18 protein-coding genes are annotated in these 19,006 nt (G+C 62.7%); 11 read left to right on the forward strand and 7 right to left on the reverse strand.

Annotation, left to right across the window (positions count from 1 at the left end; translation table 11 throughout):
• The first annotated feature begins 32 nt into the window (after nt 1-32).
• Both MMB74_RS11205 and MMB74_RS11210 read left to right on the forward strand, forming a co-directional pair.
• On the forward strand, nt 33-842 hold the full coding sequence (locus MMB74_RS11205) for a protein-glutamate O-methyltransferase CheR (RefSeq protein WP_277428706.1): 810 nt from the start codon (nt 33-35) through the stop codon (nt 840-842).
• A gap of 12 nt (nt 843-854) precedes the next feature.
• Complete coding sequence (locus tag MMB74_RS11210; protein WP_277428707.1) at nt 855-1,931, forward strand: chemotaxis response regulator protein-glutamate methylesterase; 1,077 nt, start codon at nt 855-857, stop codon at nt 1,929-1,931.
• 274 nt (nt 1,932-2,205) lie between these two features.
• Here MMB74_RS11210 and MMB74_RS11215 read toward each other — a convergent pair whose 3' ends face one another.
• Complete coding sequence (locus MMB74_RS11215) at nt 2,206-2,754, reverse strand: chemotaxis protein CheW (RefSeq protein ID WP_277428708.1); 549 nt, start codon at nt 2,752-2,754, stop codon at nt 2,206-2,208.
• Between the two features lie 15 nt (nt 2,755-2,769).
• Nucleotides 2,770-4,443, reverse strand: a complete 1,674-nt coding sequence (locus MMB74_RS11220; protein ID WP_277428709.1) for a methyl-accepting chemotaxis protein — start codon at nt 4,441-4,443, stop codon at nt 2,770-2,772.
• A gap of 505 nt (nt 4,444-4,948) precedes the next feature.
• Here MMB74_RS11220 and MMB74_RS11225 point away from each other — a divergent pair.
• Complete coding sequence (locus tag MMB74_RS11225) at nt 4,949-5,686, forward strand: MBL fold metallo-hydrolase (protein ID WP_277428710.1); 738 nt, start codon at nt 4,949-4,951, stop codon at nt 5,684-5,686.
• Between the two features lie 92 nt (nt 5,687-5,778).
• Here the strand turns inward: MMB74_RS11225 and MMB74_RS11230 are convergent, their stop codons facing one another.
• A complete protein-coding gene (locus MMB74_RS11230) occupies nt 5,779-6,099 on the reverse strand; it encodes a hypothetical protein (protein ID WP_277428711.1) in 321 nt (106 codons plus the stop codon).
• Nucleotides 6,100-6,531: 432 nt separating this feature from the next.
• On the opposite strand from MMB74_RS11230, the gene MMB74_RS11235 reads away from it, so the two are divergent.
• From MMB74_RS11235 to MMB74_RS11245, 3 genes are all read left to right on the forward strand, one after another.
• Nucleotides 6,532-6,837: a panthothenate synthetase gene (locus tag MMB74_RS11235; protein WP_277428712.1), complete on the forward strand. Its 306-nt coding sequence runs from the start codon at nt 6,532-6,534 to the stop codon at nt 6,835-6,837.
• 94 nt (nt 6,838-6,931) lie between these two features.
• The gene (locus MMB74_RS11240; protein WP_277428713.1) at nt 6,932-8,377 is read left to right on the forward strand and encodes a DEAD/DEAH box helicase; all 1,446 of its coding nucleotides are present in this window, start codon (nt 6,932-6,934) and stop codon (nt 8,375-8,377) included.
• A 267-nt stretch (nt 8,378-8,644) separates the two neighbouring features.
• On the forward strand, nt 8,645-10,291 hold the full coding sequence (locus MMB74_RS11245) for a sensor histidine kinase (RefSeq protein WP_277428979.1): 1,647 nt from the start codon (nt 8,645-8,647) through the stop codon (nt 10,289-10,291).
• A gap of 68 nt (nt 10,292-10,359) precedes the next feature.
• Here the strand turns inward: MMB74_RS11245 and MMB74_RS11250 are convergent, their stop codons facing one another.
• The 3 genes from MMB74_RS11250 to MMB74_RS11260 form a co-directional block, all read right to left on the reverse strand.
• Nucleotides 10,360-11,664: a type II toxin-antitoxin system HipA family toxin gene (locus MMB74_RS11250; RefSeq protein ID WP_277428714.1), complete on the reverse strand. Its 1,305-nt coding sequence runs from the start codon at nt 11,662-11,664 to the stop codon at nt 10,360-10,362.
• Complete coding sequence (locus tag MMB74_RS11255) at nt 11,661-12,005, reverse strand: helix-turn-helix transcriptional regulator (RefSeq protein ID WP_277428715.1); 345 nt, start codon at nt 12,003-12,005, stop codon at nt 11,661-11,663. The genes MMB74_RS11250 and MMB74_RS11255 overlap by 4 nt, the downstream gene beginning before the upstream one ends.
• 928 nt (nt 12,006-12,933) lie before the next feature.
• Nucleotides 12,934-13,146, reverse strand: coding sequence for a hypothetical protein (locus MMB74_RS11260; RefSeq protein WP_277428716.1), 213 nt, complete (start codon nt 13,144-13,146; stop codon nt 12,934-12,936).
• On the opposite strand from MMB74_RS11260, the gene MMB74_RS11265 reads away from it, so the two are divergent.
• The 5 genes from MMB74_RS11265 to MMB74_RS11285 all read left to right on the forward strand — a co-directional run bounded on the left by MMB74_RS11265 (nt 13,121) and on the right by MMB74_RS11285 (nt 17,330).
• Nucleotides 13,121-14,113 (forward strand): hypothetical protein, encoded by a 993-nt coding sequence (locus MMB74_RS11265; protein WP_277428717.1) that lies wholly within the window; start codon nt 13,121-13,123, stop codon nt 14,111-14,113. The two genes, MMB74_RS11260 and MMB74_RS11265, sit on opposite strands and share 26 nt — an antisense overlap.
• Nucleotides 14,114-14,129: 16 nt before the next feature.
• Nucleotides 14,130-15,362 carry a hypothetical protein gene (locus tag MMB74_RS11270; RefSeq protein ID WP_277428718.1) on the forward strand — a complete coding sequence of 411 codons (1,233 nt, stop codon included), beginning with the start codon at nt 14,130-14,132 and terminating at the stop codon, nt 15,360-15,362.
• Between the two features lie 193 nt (nt 15,363-15,555).
• The gene (locus MMB74_RS11275) at nt 15,556-16,002 is read left to right on the forward strand and encodes a hypothetical protein (protein ID WP_277428719.1); all 447 of its coding nucleotides are present in this window, start codon (nt 15,556-15,558) and stop codon (nt 16,000-16,002) included.
• 3 nt (nt 16,003-16,005) lie between these two features.
• Complete coding sequence (locus MMB74_RS11280) at nt 16,006-16,692, forward strand: C39 family peptidase (RefSeq protein WP_277428720.1); 687 nt, start codon at nt 16,006-16,008, stop codon at nt 16,690-16,692.
• 8 nt (nt 16,693-16,700) lie between these two features.
• Nucleotides 16,701-17,330, forward strand: a complete 630-nt coding sequence (locus tag MMB74_RS11285; protein ID WP_277428721.1) for a hypothetical protein — start codon at nt 16,701-16,703, stop codon at nt 17,328-17,330.
• Between the two features lie 214 nt (nt 17,331-17,544).
• Here MMB74_RS11285 and MMB74_RS11290 read toward each other — a convergent pair whose 3' ends face one another.
• Nucleotides 17,545-18,963 (reverse strand): acetate kinase, encoded by a 1,419-nt coding sequence (locus MMB74_RS11290; protein WP_277428722.1) that lies wholly within the window; start codon nt 18,961-18,963, stop codon nt 17,545-17,547.
• Between the last annotated feature and the right edge of the window lie 43 nt (nt 18,964-19,006).

Genomic DNA, 19,006 nt, shown 5'->3' on the forward strand with positions numbered 1-19,006 from the left:
GGGCCAGGGACGACACATGACAGCGACGACCGATGGATCCGATTACCGACTCCGAATTTCGCAAGTTTCAGACATTCATCTTCGACGCGGCGGGCATCAGTCTCGCGCCGGCGAAGAAGGCGCTCGTCAGCGGTCGCCTGGCCAAGCGCTTGCGCGCATGCCAGCTCGATAGCTACGGCGACTACTTCGCGCTGTTATCGGACGATGCACATGGCGCGGAGCGGCAGATCGCGATCGATTTGCTGACCACGAACGAAACGTACTTTTTTCGCGAGCCCAAGCACTTCGAATTCCTGGCGGCGGTCGCGTCGCAGGCGCGGGGGGGCGGCTTTCGCGTCTGGAGCGCCGCCTGCTCGAGCGGCGAAGAGCCGTACAGCATCGCGATGGTGCTGGCCGACCGTCTTGCGGGCAAACCGTTCGAAGTCGTTGGCACCGACATTAGCACCCGCATGCTGCAAGCCGCCCAGCGCGCGCATTATCCGGACATTCGCGCCCGGCAGATGCCGTCCGATTATCGAAGGCGGTTTTGCCTACGCGGCACTGGCCCGCAAGAAGGCACGCTGCTGGTCGAGCGCAGTTTGCGCCAGCGCGTGCGTTTCGCACAGGCCAACCTCGTCGCGCCTTTGCCGGATTTGGGGCGCTTCGATGTGGCCTTTCTACGCAATGTCATGATTTACTTCGATGCCGCGACTAAACGCGAAGTCGTTCAGCGCGTCATATCGCTCATTCGACCCGAGGGCTATCTTTGCATCGGCCATTCGGAAAGCCTGCACGATCTGGGCATCGATTTGATTCCCGTCGCGCCGTCGATTTTTCGCAAGCCCGGCCGCGCCGGGCAGTGAAGCGAGGCTGCGATGGCTAGAATTCGTGTCTTGATCGTGGACGACTCCGCTGTCGTCAGGCAGGTGGTTTCGGGCATGCTGACGGCGGCCGGCTTCGAAGTGATGGATGCCGTTTCGGACCCTATCGCTGCGATGAGCCGTCTTGCGCGCGAATGGCCCGACGTGATCCTGCTCGACATCGAAATGCCGCGAATGGACGGCATCACCTTTCTGAAGAAGATCATGGCCGAGCGGCCGACGCCTATCGTCATCTGCTCGACGCTGACGGAAAAGGGCGCGCGCACGACCGTAGATGCCCTGGCGGCCGGCGCCGTGTCGGTCGTTGCGAAGCCGCGGCTCGGTCTCAAGCAGTTCTTGCTCGATGCTGCCGACGAGCTTACAACGACGATCCGCGCCGCCGCGCGCGTCAACGCAGGGCGGCTCGCTCGCAGGCAACCGATCGCCGCCCCCGTGCCAAAGCACACGGCCGATGCGGTGCTGCCGCCCAGCGCACCGATCGCGCTCATGCATACGACGGAGCGCATCGTGGCGATCGGCACCTCCACTGGCGGCACGCAGGCGCTCGAGGTCGTGTTGACGGCGCTGCCGCGCGTTTCGCCCGGCATCGTGATCGTTCAGCACATGCCCGAGAAATTCACGGCGGCTTTTGCCGAGCGTTTGAATCAGATCTGCGAGATCGAGGTCAAGGAAGCACAACCGAATGACCGTGTGATGCAGGGGCGAGCGCTGATCGCGCCCGGCGGCAAGCATTTGACCGTGCGGCGCAGCGGCGCTCAGCATTATGTCGACGTGATCGACGGGCCGCTCGTCAATCGGCATCGGCCCTCCGTGGATGTGCTGTTTCGCTCGGTCGCCCGCAGCGCAGGCCGCAATGCGCTCGGCATCATCATGACGGGCATGGGCGATGACGGCGCAGCCGGGCTTGCAGAGATGCACGCCGCAGGGGCGCGCACAGTGGCTCAGGACGAGGAAAGCTGCGTCGTGTTCGGCATGCCGCGGGAGGCGATCAAGCGCGGCGGCGTCGACAAGGTCGTCCCGCTATCCGCGATTAGCCACGAGATCGTGGCGGTTCACACACACCGCAACTGATGGCGCGATGGCACGCGCTTGCGTGCTATGCGTTCCCGATCGAATTCCCGGTTTCGGCCTGTCGCCAAGCCTTTTTTTGCCGCTTGAGGGCATAGGTCCGCGTGTCGAAGCATGTCCGTTCGAAAAAAAGCGAGCGGCAACGACATGTGCCGTTGCCGCTCGTTCTACCCGTTTAGTGGTTAGTGGTTAGTGGTTAGTGGTTAGTGGTTAGTGGTTAGCGATTGGGCGATTCAATGCAATAGCGATCGAACGGCCTACCGATCTACCGCGAACCTTAGTGTGCGTTTTCGGCAGCACTTTGCAGGGCCAGCATGTCGTTCGTCGACATTACTTGCTCGAGCGCGAGCAGGATCACGAATCGGCCGCGCACCTTGCCCATCCCTTGAATGAAGTCGGCGCGGATGGACGAGCCGAAGGCGGGCGGCGGCTCGATCTCGGAGGCCGGAATGTCGAGCACCTCGTTGACGGCATCGACGACGATGCCGATGTCCTGCCGTTCCCCTTGCATTTGCACTTCCACGATGACGATGCAGGTGCGCTTGGTGACTTCGGAAGAAGGCTTGCCGAAGCGCGCGAGCAAGTCGACAACAGGCACGACCGCGCCGCGCAGATTGATCACGCCGCGCGCGAAGGACGGCATCATCGGGACAGTCGTCAGCGCGGTATAGCTGATGATTTCCTTGATTGACAGAATACCGATCCCGTAAAGCTCGCCGGCCAGCACGAAGGTGAGCACCTGCGCCGGTTCGGCGGCGCCTGCGCTTGCCGGCGCTTTAATCTGCTTCCGCAATTCGGGCACTACTTGAGCGTGAGTCGTGTTCATGATCAGCCCTCTGTGTTAGAACTTCGCGAACTGCGATTCGTCGGGCATACCGGAACCCGCGAACGTGAGCCCTGGCGCAAACGCCAGGCTTCCGGCGGGTTTGCTGGGGCTCTTCGCACGTGCGCGCGCGGTCGCGGCGCGCGTGTTCCCGGCATCGCCCGCGCGCGCGGCGCTGCCGCCCGATGCGAGACGGAAGAACGTCATCGCTTGACGCAACTGCTCGGATTGACTGCTCATCTCCTCGGCGGTGGCGGCGAGTTCTTCGGAGCTCGAGGCGTTTTGCTGCGTCGTTTGGCTCAATTGGCTCACGGCCACATTGATCTGTCCGACGCCGGACGATTGCTCTTCCGAGGCGGCAGTGATTTCCTGCACCAGCTCGGAGGTCTTCTTGATATTGGGAACCATCGAATCGAGCAGGGCGCCAGCCTTCTCGGCCAACTCGACGCTCGAGGTAGCGACCGTGCCGATTTCCTGCGCCGCGATCTGGCTGCGCTCCGCCAGCTTGCGCACTTCGGCGGCGACCACGGCGAAGCCTTTGCCGTGCTCACCGGCGCGCGCCGCTTCGATGGCCGCGTTCAGCGCGAGCAAGTTCGTTTGATAGGCGATGTCGTCGATGATGCCGATCTTCTGCGCGATCTGCTTCATCGCGCTCACCGTGGCCTTGACGGCTTCGCCGCTGTCGCTGGCTTCCTTTGCGGCTTGCTGCGCCATGCCGTCGGTCACCTTCGCGTTTTCGGTGTTTTGCGAAATCGATGCGGTCATCTGCTCGATCGATGCGCTCGTTTCCTCGACGCCGGCCGCTTGCTCGCTGGATGCCTGGCTCAAAGATTGCGCCGTCGCACTGACTTCTTCGGAAGCGCCCGCGATCGCCTCGGCGCCGCTGTTGACTTCGCCGACCACCTGAGACAGCTTGGCGATCATGTTTTGCATCGCACGCAGCAGTTGCCCGACTTCGTCTTTGGTCTTCGATTCGATGCGCACCGTGAGATCTCCTTCCGCGAGCCGGTTCGCGGCATCGAGGGCCTGCCCGATGGGCTTGCTGACGCCGCGGCTGATGATGAAGCCGAGCAACGCGCCGAGCGCCAATGCCGCCGCGATCGTGCCGATCATCAGCGTGCGGCTTTGCGTGTAGAGCGTCGTGGTGTCGTCGGATGCCTGCTTGGCGGCGGCTTCCTTCAATTCGGACAGCGCCGTCATGGTGCCGTCGAGCGAGGTGGCTTTCTCGCGCACGGTCTCCATCGCCTTGGTGAGGGCCGGATCGCGCTCGGCCAGTTTGCTGCTGTTGATCAACGACACCAGCGTCGCCTGATCGCGCAGGTAGTTTTCCCAGGTGCGAGCAAACTCGGCCAGCAGCTGTTGGCCCTTCTCCGTGTTGATCAACGGCCGCGCCTTGTCGAGGTTGCTTTTCAACAACTCGCCCGACTTGTTCATCGTCTCGATGTACTTCGCGCGCTCCTCCGGCGTCGTGGCGAGCAGGGCGTTGGCGCGCGCGCGTCCGATGTAGATCAGGTCGATGTTGGCTTCCTTGATATACGACACGCCGAGCACATCGTGGTTGTACATGTGATCGGCCAGATCGTTGATTTTTCCGGCATTGCTAATGCCGACCATACCGACGATGCCGCTGGCCGATGCGACTATGAGAAATGCGGCGACCAGTCGAATGCCGATCTTGATGTTGCCTAGCATAATGAAATTCCCTCGGAGAATATTAATTGACGGCTGAGACCCAAACCGTTGGGCGGCATTGTGGACGGATGAAGACGCAGTGAATGGGGGACTGCTTTCCGTCGGCGTGGCACACCCAGCGCTCGGGGTCGCTCTACGACGTCCAAGATGCTGGACGAGCGATGCCGGCGGCCGGCATCGCGGGTGCGGCGGACGTCCAGCTCGAAGCGCGCGGCACTACGTATAAATGTGGATATCGGAAGGCATGCATTAAGGCTTAACCCTCAGACAAGAATTTGTTTGTAACTGAGCGCGCAGGTGTTTTGTTAGCAACTGTCCAAAACCGGCCTGCGGATCGGGGTTCCGGTTCACCCCCTGACGTGTCCGGCCATGCAGCAGTTCTGCGATACCTGCTCGCCGCCGGCGGTGGCCATTGGACAATCAATACGGGGTGGGTAACAATCGACGAACCGGCACCGCGGAACTGACACGCCGCCACGCCAGTTATTCGAGAAAGGAGCGCAACATGGCGACCGCATCCCTTTCTAGCTTTTCTAGCGATACAACGATTGATGAGATCTCGGATCGCATCTATCGCATCTCCACGCCGGTCAAGATTCCCGGCGGGGGATTCTCGTTCAATCAGTACCTCATCGATGACGACGAGCCGTTGTTGTTTCATACCGGCCTGCGCAAGATGTTCCCGATCGTCGCGGAAGCGCTCGCGCGGATCGTGCCAATCGATCGTTTGCGCTACGTCGGTTTCTCGCATTTCGAGGCGGACGAATGCGGCGCACTCAATGCGTTTCTCGCGGTAGCGCCGCGTGCGGAGCCGTTATGCGGCCAGATCGCGGCGATGGTCTCGGTTGGCGATTATGCTGACCGGCCGCCACGCGCGCTGGATGACGGCGAGACAGTCTCGCTTGGACGGCACAGCGTGCGCTGGCTGCATACACCGCATCTACCGCACGCATGGGAATGCGGCTTCCTGATGGAAACTACGTCGGCAACGCTGCTCTGCGGCGACTTGTTTACCCAAGGCGGTTCGCAACTCCCGCCGCTCACCGAGCGCGATATCCTCGAACCGAGCGAGGCGTTCCGACGCGAGATGGACTACTTCTCACACACCAGGAATGCCCGCGCCATGTTGGAACGCCTCGCTGCACTGAATCCGACGACGCTTGCGTGCATGCACGGCAGCGCTTGGCGCGGCGATGGCTCGGCCCTGCTGCGCGCACTTGCCGACAGCGTCGAGCGCGGCTAAAGCCAGCGCGTAATTCGAGCGCAAGCGCGCAGACCGCAGTAAGCTTGACCGGGCCTGCTTGTCGGTTTGGTGCGGGCGGCGTGGGGATCTTATTAGGTGCCCTTACTGTGTCCGGAATCTTCGGACGGCTGATGTACCTCATCGCCCCGACCCGGGAAAAAAACATTCAAAACGTCGCGCACGCCTTCTGCCAGAGTCGCCTCTGCGCTGATCGTTTCCGTTTCGCCGAACCGGGTCGGGTCGGCGCTCAAGCCGCGCCAATGTGTAAAGACGAGCAAAGGCTTTTCGGTCCACTCGCCCTCGCCAAACTTCGCGAAAGTCGTGTCCCCACTGACAAGTCGAACCTCGTACCATCCATCGCGGACCGGGGCGAAGTCATCCAGTGGAAACCAGCCGGTTGGTTCGATTTCCATACATTCCTCATTGAGCTATCGCTACCTGTCGGTCGAAGTGCCGTCGCGCACATCGCTCCTCGCGGTTGGGCGGCGGCGTGCCATCCTAGCGCCAAATGATCAGACCAATACGCCTGGGAGAGTTGGCATGGGCTGCGCCAGCGGTCTGCAGGCGATCGAGCCCGGCACTTTTTTGATTATAGAAGTCGCCAACCTTGGCGCGGCGTGTGGCGAATGCCCGTTCTCGATACCGGGTTGCACGAACCCCATTCTGCGCGAGCGTTTGGGCCCCAGTTCGCGTGAGTGGCGGGTGGGCCCTCGGAGGCGAACGAGCAGGCGCCGCGTCGGTGCCTAACGAATCCGGAAGTTGCCGATGCCCGAATCGCCTCGGCTAACACGCGACAAACTCCTATTCTTGAAGAGCCCATTTGGACACGATCATGGAGACTGACGATGCGCATGCTTCTGAACATACGAATACCTCATGAGCCATTCAACGCTTTTGTGCGCGACGGGTCGATTGGCGTGTTGATAGAGAAGATACTCGCGGAGATGAGGCCGGAGGCCGCCTACTTTACGGAGCAGAATGGAACACGCGGAGCCATCCTCGTCGTCGACCTTGAGGAGCCGTCGCAGATTCCAAAATTCGCGGAGCCGTGGTTTCTGACGTTCAATGCCGACTGCGAGTTTCGCGTGGCGATGGTAGCGGAGGACCTCAAGAAGGCCGGACTCGAAACGTTTGGCTCCAAGTGGAAGTAGCGAGCGCAGCACGGCGTGTGACAGCGCGACTTCGGGGAGCTGCCGCTATCCGCCAGCAACCGCTACAATCTGCGGTTTTAGCCGGAATACGCCAATGTCTTTTGCCACGCTTGGCTTGATCGCTCCCTTGCTGCGCAATGTGCGGGACGCCAATTACCAGACACCTACGCCGGTGCAGGTCAAGGCGATTCCAGCTGTGCTCAGTGGCAAGGACGTCATGGCTGCGGCACAAACCGGCACTGGCAAAACGGCGGGTTTCGCGCTGCCGCTGTTGCAACGGCTGGTGCAACAGGGCCCGGCGGTGTCCAGCAACCGCGCGCGTGTTCTGGTGCTCGTGCCCACGCGTGAACTGGCTGAACAAGTGCTGCAAAGCTTTATCGAATACGGTAAAGGCCTCGATCTACGATTTCTGGCCGCCTACGGCGGTGTGAGTATCAACCCGCAGATGATGAAGTTGCGAAAAGGGGTGGATGTGCTCGTTGCCACGCCGGGCCGTTTGCTCGATCTCAATCGCCAAAACGCAGTGCAGTTTGATCAAGTACAAACGCTGGTGCTGGATGAAGCCGACCGCATGCTGGATCTGGGCTTTGCGCGCGAACTCAACGCCGTCTTTGCCGCATTGCCCGATCAGCGCCAGACCCTGCTGTTCTCTGCCACGTTCACCGACGATATCCGCGCCATGGCGGCGGGCATTCTGCGCGGCCCGGTCAATATCAGCGTCAGCCCGCCCAATGCCACGGCCAGCAAGATCAAGCAGTGGGTGGTACCGGTGGATAAAAGAAACAAGCCTGACCTCTTCATGCACCTCGTGGCCGAGAACAACTGGGAGCATGCGCTTGTGTTCGTCAAAACCCGTAATGGCGTGGATTACTTGGCGGCCATGCTGGACGAAGCGGGCTACTCGGTCGACACCATCCACGGCGACAAGCCGCAACCGGCGCGCCTGCGTGCGCTGGAGCGCTTCAAGACGGGCGAAGTAAATATGCTGGTAGCGACCGATGTGGCTGCGCGCGGGCTGGATATCGACGACCTGCCGCTGGTGATCAACGTTGATCTGCCGATCGTGGCGCAAGACTACGTGCACCGTATTGGCCGTACCGGCCGCGCGGGCGCCAGCGGCGTGGCGGTGTCCCTCGTGTGCGCCGACGAAGCGCCGCAGCTGGCCGCGATCGAAGCGCTGATCGGGCAAACGCTGCCCCGAAAAGAGGAGCCGGGTTTTGAGGCCGAACACCGCGTGCCGCAAACCGGCGCGATGGGCCAGATCATCAAGAAACCTAAAAAGCCCAAGAAGCCCAAAGCGCTGCAGGTTGCGTCGGGCGCCATGCAGGCGATCGGCAAAAAGCCGCGCCCACAAAGCGGGGAAAACAAAGGCAAGCCTGTGGCGCAGCGTGCAATGGTCACGGGTAAAGGCTCAAGCTTGTCCAGCGGTAACCCATTCAGCGTGCAAAAGCCACGCAGCAAACCCGCCAGCAAGCCAGTTGTGGGTTCGGCTAAGCCGGCTGGCAAACCAGCCGGTGGCCGTGGCAAACGCCAACCTTGACCGGTGGAGATCTACGCCGATCGACTCCCGCCGCGGCTGCCCACGAGGCCGCCGATTCCATCTAATATGCACGTGCAGCGTTGCATTTTCTGGTAGTAAGATATCCGGCGGAGATCCAAAAACAACGCGCGAACGAGCACGGGGGCGAACGTGAGCGAGGTGACGACCGATTCACGGGTATTCCTCTCGACCTTGCCGCCCGGGCGCCGCGAGCGGCGACTCGCGGTTGCTGTCGTCCTGATTACAGCCATCGCCTTCATTGCGGCTGTGCCATTCGCGAAACTTCAGTTACCCAGAGTTTGGGCCTTTATTCCGGTCTACGAATCTGCGGTCGTCGTATGCGATTTGCTTACGGCAGCACTCTTGCTTGGCCAGTACCGCATTTTGCGGTCCCGAGCCTTGCTGGTCTTGGCGACGGGATACTTGCTGACCGCCTTCACGGCGACGGCGCACTTACTTACGTTTCCGGGCGTCTTCTCTGATACCGGCTGGTTAGGGGCGCGCAGTCAAAGCACGGCCTGGCTCTACGTTTTCTGGCATGGCAGTTTTCCAGTCGTCGTTATTGCCTATGCGTGGCTAAAGCGTGATGGCGCAACAACGCGAACGCGGCGGGAGGGCGCTTGCGCGCCGGCGATTTTGGCCAGCATAGCCTTTGCCGCGCTCGTCGCTATCGCGTTCGCGATTCTGGCGACCCGCGGCTACGATGTGCTGCCGCCACAGCTGTCTGGGCCGACACTGGCGCCGCGCTATACAGTGGCGCACGGCATCGTACTGACGCTCACCTGGTTGCTCAGCCTGCTTGCGCTCGCGACGCTCCTCTTGCGGCGGCCGCACTCCGTGCTGGACCTATGGCTCATGGTTGTCATGTGCGCCTGGCTTTTCGATATCACGTTCGCGGGCGTGCTCAATCATAGCCGCTTCGATCTTGGTTTCTACGCCGGCCGCATTTACAGCCTGTGCGCTGCCAGCTTCGTACTCGTCATCTTGACGCTCGAGAACATCGACCTCTACGCGCGCGTCGTCCAGGCACTCGAGAGCGAGCGCATCGAGCGGCAGCGCGTCCAGTTGCAGACGGTGCAATTGAACGAAGCGAACGCGCTGCTCGAGCACCGTGTAGCTTCACGTACGGCTGCGCTCACGGCGGCGAACCGCGACTTGGTCAATGAAGTGCTCGAGCGCAAGCGCGCTGAAGCGGCGCTCGAGCACTCACGCGAGGAATTGTGCGAATTGGCGTCGATTGGGACCTCCGCGCGCGAGCAAGAAAATCGGCGCATCGCGCGGGAATTGCACGATGAACTTTGCCAGACGCTGGCAGCGTCGCGACTCGAGCTTGAATTGGTCTCTGAACGGAAGGCGTTGAAAGCGGAACTCGCGCCCGTGCATACGCTGCTCGACGAAGCGATCGTCGCCACCCGCCGCATCGCGGCGGACCTTAGACCGCTGGTGCTCGATGACCTCGGCCTCGTCGCCGCGGCGGACTGGCTCGCGCAGAACTTCCGACAGCGTCACGGCATCGAATGCGAGTTAACCGTCGAGCCCCCCAGCCTCGATCTCGAGGAGCCGCAAGCGACTGCAGTGTTTCGCATCATGCAGGAGTCGCTGACCAACATCGGGCGACATGCGCACGCCTCGCGGGCAACGCTGAGCTTGACGCGCAATGACGACCACGTCTTGTTGATCGTGAAAGACAATGGCGTCGGATTCGATCTTTCAATGCCGCGCAAGCTAAATTCGTTTGGGCTATCGGGCCTTCGCGAGCGGGCCTATCTCGTCGCGGGCGACGTTAGTATCGAGTCGTTGCCGGGACACGGCACGTCGATCAAAGTGCGCATTCCACTGCCTGTCGCCCAAGCAACGCCGACGCGCGCCGCAGAATTGCTTCGTCCAGAACCGAGCGCCGCCCGGGGGAACTGATCCGGTATTCCATTGCAGCGGCAGCAAGTTCAAGGCCGTCGACAGTCGCTATTTCGGTATCGCTGCCCTTAGGTAAGCACACCCGTCGCAATACGCATCTGCTCGTTTTCGAACGCCGGTGAAAACGCGTCGAGGTCGTCGTCGGTCATGCCGACCCTTGCCGATTTCGCGATCGCTTTCCAGTTTTGAATCGCAGTGCAGACCTCGGTTAGCACGCGCTTGGCATCGTCGTCGGAAAGCCGGAAGTACCGCGCCATTCGGACCACGTCTTCAATGGAATCGACCGGCCCGGAATCTTCGGTGAGCCACAGCTTCAGTTCCTGGTCCTTATCTGGGAAGGGATTGATGTCAAAGGCTGGCGCGAGCCGCCATTGACCATGCTCAACGTGCAGAAAACCGTGGTTTTGCACATGGTCGTCGACGTTCGTGATGAGCAGATTGAACGCGAGGCGCCGCCATAGTTCCTGGAGATCGTGCGCTGGGTCGACGCAACGCATCGTGATGACATCGGCAATCTGCGTGTACGCGTGGTTGTCCGCGCGTGATGCCTGAAGCATGGAGCCCGCGGATAGGTACGGGATGCGCCCTCCGCTCGTGGTACGGTCAAACCGGCGCACGAGTGCGACTGGGATATCGTCCGACACGACGATACGTGAATCGGCGACCGTGACGCCCGCTGCTGCGGCCAAGTGAAGGGCCAGCACCTCGCCGCGCGTGACACTGCGGTCGTCCTTGATGCTCGGGAATTTGCCGATGGCCAGATGGCCGTCGTCATCGAGAATCGTGCATTTGGGTCGCATGCCCCCCAGTGAGGTCCCACGCCCGCGCAGGTAATGCAGATCGGCCTGCGTTTCCTTGTTCATCTCCACCGCGCGTGTGGCGCTGATGAGTTGCGCTAGTTCAAGTAGCGGCGGCGTGCCGTGGCCGCCGTCCTCGATCGTCCGCAGGAAGTTGCCCGACTGATCCAGGAGACGCAGCGCGCCGATCCGGCTTCGATCATCCACGCCCAGCAGGTAATCCATTTCGGTGAGCGCCGCGGCGGTCGCATCGATGCCTGCGACATGTGCTGCTCTGCGCCGCTTCGCGTGATCGCGTGCAATGACCCGGCAACCCCAGCCATCGGGCTCCGTATCCGCAAACGCGAAGTGGAAGACGGAATCGTCCTTAGACGGCGCTTTGCGGAACTGGTGCCCTTCGACGAGCGCTAGATCTGGCGACAACTCGAAGCGCTCCGGTGCCGCGAGCCACGCGGTGTCGTACGAAAACGCGGTGAATTCCCGGCCCCCGTCCTTGCTGTAGGTGAGTGTGCCGATTGGCCGTGCCGCTTCGCCTAGCGCCACTTTGACGGTTTGTTTGATCGCTGGCCTGCTCATAGGACTCCGGAGTCCGACTTGATTCGCTTTTTGCGCACGCGTAGAGGCAATTGCGCGTTCATGAGCGATAGGCCGATGTCGTCGGCTGCGCTGTCCAGAAGCCGGTTGATCTTGTCCAACTCTCCGAGGACGAAAAATGCCTGCGCGATGGTTCCAAGCGAAATCCCACTGTCGCCGTGTTCCATTCGCCGCACGGTCGCCTCGGATACGCGTAAGCGTTCAGCCATCGATGCCTGGGTGAGATGACGCCGCCGGCGCGCCAAGGCCAGGTCGGCACCAAGCTTTTCAATGGCGCGCCTGACCGGGGTCGGCAGGGAGGGTGGGGGCGGCTTATCAATCATATTTGATTGGTTAACATGTTTAAGCGATCTTATATGCAAGATTAGTACGGCGGTAGAGGCGATGACATTGTCTCGCCGCAGAGGTGATCTGTCAATGCTCACTCATCGTTATCGATCATATTTGACTGGTTAAGTGAGTTTATAGAACAAAAATGTTTGGTAATATTTTGGCGTCGCATGCATCGCCCATCCCGTGGGCGCGGCGGCACGCGGAGCATCAGGGACCGGAGGCGGCGCGCAGATCGCGTGGCGTCCCGTTTGCGATGCATGGGGCGCGAGTTCGCTGCCGGGCTAAGGCGTGGCGGCGCGTGCTAGCGTGCGAACGCGCTGCGCGGCCGTCTCTCGTTGCGGCATTGGGCCGTGTCGGGGCGGGGCCGGCTCTGCGGATTGACCGTGACGCAGATACCCAGGCGTTTTTCGAATGCCGATGAGCCCCACGGGCGCGGGATATGCAGAAATGTGCGGCAATCAACGGAACTTCATTTTGTTTTCGTCAGAATAGGTGTGTGCAAGCCGCATAATTCAGGATAATGAAAAGTACCTTTCATTGACGAATAACCTCGGACGGCCAACGATTCAGAAAAGAAACGTTTTGCTCTGCTCCTTTTTGGAATTATAAAGTTCACGCATCGCATTGAATGCAAAGTGTTTTTTGATGTGGTGACTACTCGCAGCCGGCGCAATGCCGGTTTGGGTGTTGCATGCGAGAAACACAGGGCCTAAGTAAAAACCCGAAGAAGAATGCCGCGGTGCAGTAATCTAAAAATTTATCCTTTCATTTCAGTTACTTAGCAGCATGGCACTGCCTATGCGTTCTTGCGCCGTGGCTCGGTGCGTTCCGCCAGCCTCACCCATCGTTTGCACAGGAGGTTCATATGCGCAAGACACTGATGGCGTCCGCTGCAGTGCTCGCCTTAGGCTTCAGCGGTTACGCAATGGCAAACCCATGCAGTGACAACAGTAAATCCTGCGACCAAAGCTCGACGACCGGCGCCAATACGTTAAGCAGTAGCGCAACGTCGACCCAAACTTCGACCAGCGGCAGTAACGCCAACGAAATAGCCGCGAATGCGTCCGTCTGGCAGAACAGCAATAACAGCACGAAGGTCGTCGCGTTGAGCAAGCTCGACGGTGTCGTCACCGGTGTCAGCGTGTATGGCATCGGCAACCAGGCCGGTAACTGGGGCAGCGCCAGCGGCGGATCCGGTGGCAAGGGTGGCAATGGCTACGGCGGCGCAGCGTTGGGCGGCAACGGCGGCAAAGGCGGCGCTGGCGGTAGCGGCGGCAGCGGCGGCAGCGCCACCAATGGTAGCGCCTCTGCCGGTGCCGCCAGCAACGGTGGAGCCACCGCGGGCGACGGCTATGCGGGCAACGGCGGGAGTGGCGGCAACGCACACGCCGGCGGCACGCAGGGCGGAAACGGCAGTGGCCGCGGCGGCTTGGCGGGTGCCGGTAGCCTCGCAGCCGGCGGGTTGGCGGCTGGACTCGGAGGCGGCGCCAGCGGCAACGGCGGCGGTGGAGGTGGTGGGGGCGCAGGAGGCGACGGCGGCGGCGCCAGCGCCGGCCGTACGTCGACTGTCAGCGCCACTTCAGCGGGCGGCGCGGGCGGCGCTGGCGGGGCGGGCGGCTCAGGCAGCGCGACGGGCGGTGCAGTCACCGGCACGGGCGGCGCGGGCACGACGGGCGCGAGCACAGCCACGGGCGGCGCAGGCACGGGTAGCGGCGGCGCCGGCGGTGCAGCGACGGCGACGGCCGGCAACGGCGCCGCAGGCGGCACGGGCACGGGCGGTAGCGCAACCAACGGCGGCTCAAGCACCATGGCCAGCAACGGCAGCGCAACCGCCGGCGTTGGAGCGACAGGCGCCGCGGGCGGTGCGGGCGGCGCGGGCGGTGTGGGCAACGGCGGCGTAGGTAACGGAGCGGTCGGCGGCGCCGGCGGCGCCGGTGGCGCCAACACCGTCAGCGCTGGCACGTTCGACATGGCCAATTCGATGACGGGGGCGGCTCAGTCCGCAGCAGGCATCGTGGTCATGAACCAAAACAGCGGAATGGCGTCGCTCGTGCAGCAAGCCGTCACTGTCCAGGCGAATCTGACCGTTGGCCACTAGTGCGCCGGAGGCTCTTATGCGAACAACTCTGATGGCGACGGCCGCGGCGTTGGCGCTTGGGGTGAGCGGGTACGCGACAGCGAATCCGTGTAGCGACAACGCCCAATCTTGCGACCAACGATCGACGTCCGGCGCAAACTCGCTGAGCAGTTCCGCTTCCTCGGGACAAACCTCGACGGCAGGCAGCAATGCCAACGAGATCGCGTCATACGCCAGCGTGAAGCAAAACTCCTTCAACACGACGAACGCTGTCGCGTTGAGCACGCTGGACGGTTCGGTGACGCACCTTGGCGTCAACGGCATCGGCAACCAAGCCGGTAACTGGGGCAGCGCCGCAGGCGGTAGCGCCGGCGGCGGCGGCAAGGGGTACGGCGGCGCAGGCATCGGCGGTAATGGCGGCAACAGTGGCGCCAGCGGCAACGGCGGCAACGGGGGAACCGCGACGAACGGCGGGGCAACCGCCGGCAACGCCACAAACGGCAGCGCGTCGGCTGGTAATGGCAATGGCGGCAACGGCGGCAATGGCGGCTACGCAGGCGCCGGCGGCACCCAGGGTGGCAATGGCGCCGGGCGCGGCGGCAGTGCGGGAGCCGTCGGCGTTGCGCTGGGCGGCTTCTCGGCCAGCGCAGGCGGAAACGCGCAGGCGAGCGGCGGTTCGGGCGGCGACGGCGGGGGCGGCGGCAATGGCGGCGGCGCCTATGCCAACCGCAACTCGACCGTTTCCGCATCGTCGGCAGGCGGCTCAGGCGGCGCAGGGGCGGCCGGCAGCTCCGGCATTGGCACTGGCGGCGCGGCAACTGCCGCGGGCGGAGCGGCCTCGACCGGCGCTAACACCGCAACGGGCGGAGCAGGCAGCGGCACGGGCGGCAATGGCGGTGCGGCGACCGCTTCGGCGGGCGCCGGCGGTGGCGGCGGCACTGGCACTGGCGGCAGCGGCACCAACGGCGACGCAAGCACGAGCGCCGCTAACGGCAATGCAACCGGTGGCGCCGGCGCCGCGGGAGCGGTAGGCGTAGCCGGCGCGGCAGGGGCTGCAGGCAATGGCGGTGTCGGCAACGGCGGCGTCGGCGGTGCGGGAGGTGCGGGCGGCGTCAACACCGTCAATGCCGGCACCTTCGACATGAGCAACAACATGACCGCCGCAGCGCAATCGGCAGCCGGTATCTCTGTGATGAGCCAGAACAGCGGCTTGACCTCGCTGGTGCAGCAAGCCGTTACCGTGCAGGCGAACCTGACTGTCGGGCATTGATCGACAGCTTCGTTTAGCCACACAAGCCGGGGGTATGGGCCGTGGAGCGAGCAGCCTGGCGCTCCACGGCGTTTTCCCGATGTCCGCGCGAACGACGTGGCGTAGGCCGTTCCGGCCAGCCGCGAGGCGCGGTTTCGGACATCCGGGTCACTGTGCAGCGGGTTTTCGCTGTACGCAGGCCAAGGAGGCGTCCATGCAAATACAGAAGAGCGTGTCGCTGCTCGTTCCTGTCGTCTTCGCACTGCGTGGCTTGAACGCTTATGCAGGGGACGATGGGCAAGCATCACCACAACCGGCGCACATTGCGGCGACCGACGCGGCCGTTCCTATCGGCGGCGCCGAATCCGATCTGTCCACAACGACGGCCGGCGCATCGCAGGACGCGCGGCAATCCGCCTTTGGCGTGGCGATGACGGCCGAGCAATTGGACGAACGCCGTGGCGGCGATGCGCTGGTCGGACAGAATTATTTGACGGGCTCGGTTGCGGATAACGCGGCCACGAACGTCGCGACCGGCTCGAACGCGATCGGCGGTGGGTCGTTCGCGTATTCGAGCGGCTTGCCGACGGTAATCCAAAACACCGGCGCGAACGTGCTGATCCAGAACGCGACGGTGCTGAACGTGCGTTTCGGAAACTGAGCGATGAAGCGCGTCGCAACCTACCTTGCGCTCGCCTGCGGGTTCTGCCTGCCGGCTGCGCACGCCAGTCCTATCGGCGTCACCGATCCGTCGGGCGGGTATTACTCGCTGCATTTGACGAGCCTGAAGGAGGCCCGCTTCAAGCGAACGATCAAACAGCAATTCGACTTCAGTTGCGGTTCTGCGGCCGTGGCGACGCTCCTGACGTATCAATACGACTATCCCGTCAGCGAGCAGCAAGCCTTCGTCGAAATGTTTCAACGCGGCAACCAAGACAAGATTCGCCGGGAAGGCTTCTCGCTGCTCGATATCCGCTCGTTCTTGATCTCGCGCGGCTTCCAGGCCGACGGTTATGAAGTGCCGCTCGACAAGCTCAACGAGACGAGCACGCCTGCGATCGTGCTGATCGTCGAACATGGTTACCACCACTTCGTGGTGGTCAAGGGCGTGCGCAACGGGCGCGTGCTGATCGGCGATCCGGCCAACGGCACGCGGGCGTTGTCGCAGCGCAGTTTCGAGGCGGAGTGGCAGGACCACGTCGTGTTCGTCATCCACAACCGGCATGAAACGGCGAGGTTCAATGATCCGCGCGACTGGCACGTTGCGCCGTCGGCGCCGCTCGATACCGCGATTGCGCGCGACGGTTTGTTCAATGTGGTCGTGCCGAAACTCGGGCCGGGCGAATTCTGAGAACAGCGATGATATTCGAACATCTGAAGGCGGCGGGCATCGTCACCGCACTATGCAGCAGCCTATGCGGCTTCCAGGCGGGCGCGGCAGTCAGCGATTCGCCGGCGATCGCGAGTGGTTCGGTCAAGGCGCTGCAGGGCATGTCGGAAGGCGAGCTCGTTTTCGCCGATGCGAACGTTGCACCCGATTCCCGCACGCAGGATGCCGACCCCGCTTGGGCGTCCGCCGATCTCGTGGCGATAAGCGGGGACCGTCTGGACGAAATGCGAGGCGGGTTTGACTTGCCGTCCGGTCTGATGGTGTCGTTCGGCATTTCGCGGGCGGCGTTCGTGAACGGCAACCTGGTCGCGCAAACGAGCTTCGACATTCCGAATATTGCCGATATGACAGCCCAACAGGCGCAAATGCTGGCGAATGCGAACACCGGAGCGCTGATCCAGGTCGGGCCGCACAACTCTGTGCAACAGGGCACACTGCCGGGGCTGACTGGCGCGCTGATCCAAAACACGCTGAACGGCCAGCAGATCCAATCGGTGACGACGATCAATACGAGCGTGAATTCGCTCGGCGCATTCACGGCGACGAATTTTCTGTCGACGATGAACGGCGCGCTGGTCGGTGCGGTGCGTCCTCGCTAGGCCCTTGTGCAGTGTTCGGCGCTAATCGGCACTTATGGAGCCGCGTCTTCGCGCCCGTGGCGGCGTTGCAAATCCTCGCGATGCCACTGGGCATCGCTGCGGTTTGCGCCTTGCCACCAACGCGAATCCGCAGGCCCATAAGCACCGCTTAGCACCGAACACTACACTAGCAGTGGCCGCACGTCGTGGCGGCGGGCATATTTGCGTCGGCGGATCAGAACGACATCGGGACGCGCAGCGAGAGCGTGAGGTCCGGCGTGTCTCGCGTGAGGCCGGCGCCGATCGAGAAGTTCAGGGTGGTTGTCGGCGATAGCCGGTACGAGTAGCCGATCAGCAGCGTGCCGAGTATGACGCGCACGGAGCCGGGCACCGTCTGTCCGTTCTGCGAGGTGGGCAATACGATGCTCTGGTCGTAGCCGATGCTGACCGACGCTTTCTCGTTCAGCGCGAGGCCCATCCCGATGTTGAATCCCCAGATGTCGCCCGGTTGAATTTTGCCGAGGAACTCGGTCTGTCCATCGCGCAGCGTGAGACTTTCGTCCTTGCCGAAGCTGTGCAGGTAGCTGAAGTTGCCGAAGAACACGACGGGGTCGGTCGGGAATAGCCACGTGAGGCCCGGCTGGATCGCGAGGAAGCCCGAGCCGGTCGGTTGTTGCAGAGGCAGGCCTGTATTGGCGGTCGTGCCCACGACACAGGACACGACGCAATCGGTGACGACGTCGAACGGGCTTTTGCCCGTGGCCGACTTCAAGCGCAGCCAACCAATGTAGTAGAACTTGTCCGGACCGCCCTGATTGAACTGATAGCGCAGCGTCGCTTCGACATCGCCGAGGCCGTGGCCGTTGCTGCTGATGGTCGTATTCGCGGCGGTGCCGACGAAGGGCTCTCTCGCGACGGTATCGTTGGTTTGATAGACGTACGGCACGCGCACTTCGAGTTCCATCCGGTTCGTGAGCCCGTACCGTAGCGCGACGCCGCCTGTCAGGGTCGTCGTCTTGACCTCGCTCACATTGATGAGTCCAATCAAGAGCGCCGGAACGATCGTGTACCCGACGAGCGAGATCTGGTTTTGCGAAGAATAGGAGAACTGGAAGTAGGGCTCGACGACGAATGTATGGCGGGGCGTCAGCACGCCAGGCTGGTCGAAGATCGGGGCGACAGCGGGCGGATGGGTATCCGCGACGGGGGCTTGGCCAACCGGTGTTGCAGGCGTGCCGGCCTGATCTGTGCGACCGGCATTGGCGCCTGCGTTTTCGCCGCTCTGCGGGACGGCGCCCTGTGCTGCCTGATCGGCCTGGACCGCCTGCGCTGCCGCGGTCGCGCCGCCGGTCGCCGCGACTCCAACCGGCAGACCGTTGGCATCCGTGCCGCCTGTGGCGTGCCTGCTTTCGAGCTGGCTCGCATTCAGCCTACGGCTCAATTGCCGAAAGTTTCCCTCTTCATCGGCAAGCTTGCGTTTCAGAGCCTCGAGCTCTTTGAGACGCTGATCGACTTCCGCGCGCAGCGCGCTGATGTTTGCCTCGCCGGCCTGGGCTGCCTGGGTTTCGAGCGACTGCGCATGGGCTTCGACGCAAAATGCCAGGAGCGCCGCATAGCCGATCGCGCTGAACTGCCGAAATGGCACGCACTTCATGGGGCTTCTCCATGTCAGCCTGCGGGTCGACTCCAATGGACTT

The sequence above is a fragment of the Trinickia sp. Y13 genome (assembly GCF_029522115.1).
GTDB lineage: Bacteria > Pseudomonadota > Gammaproteobacteria > Burkholderiales > Burkholderiaceae > Trinickia.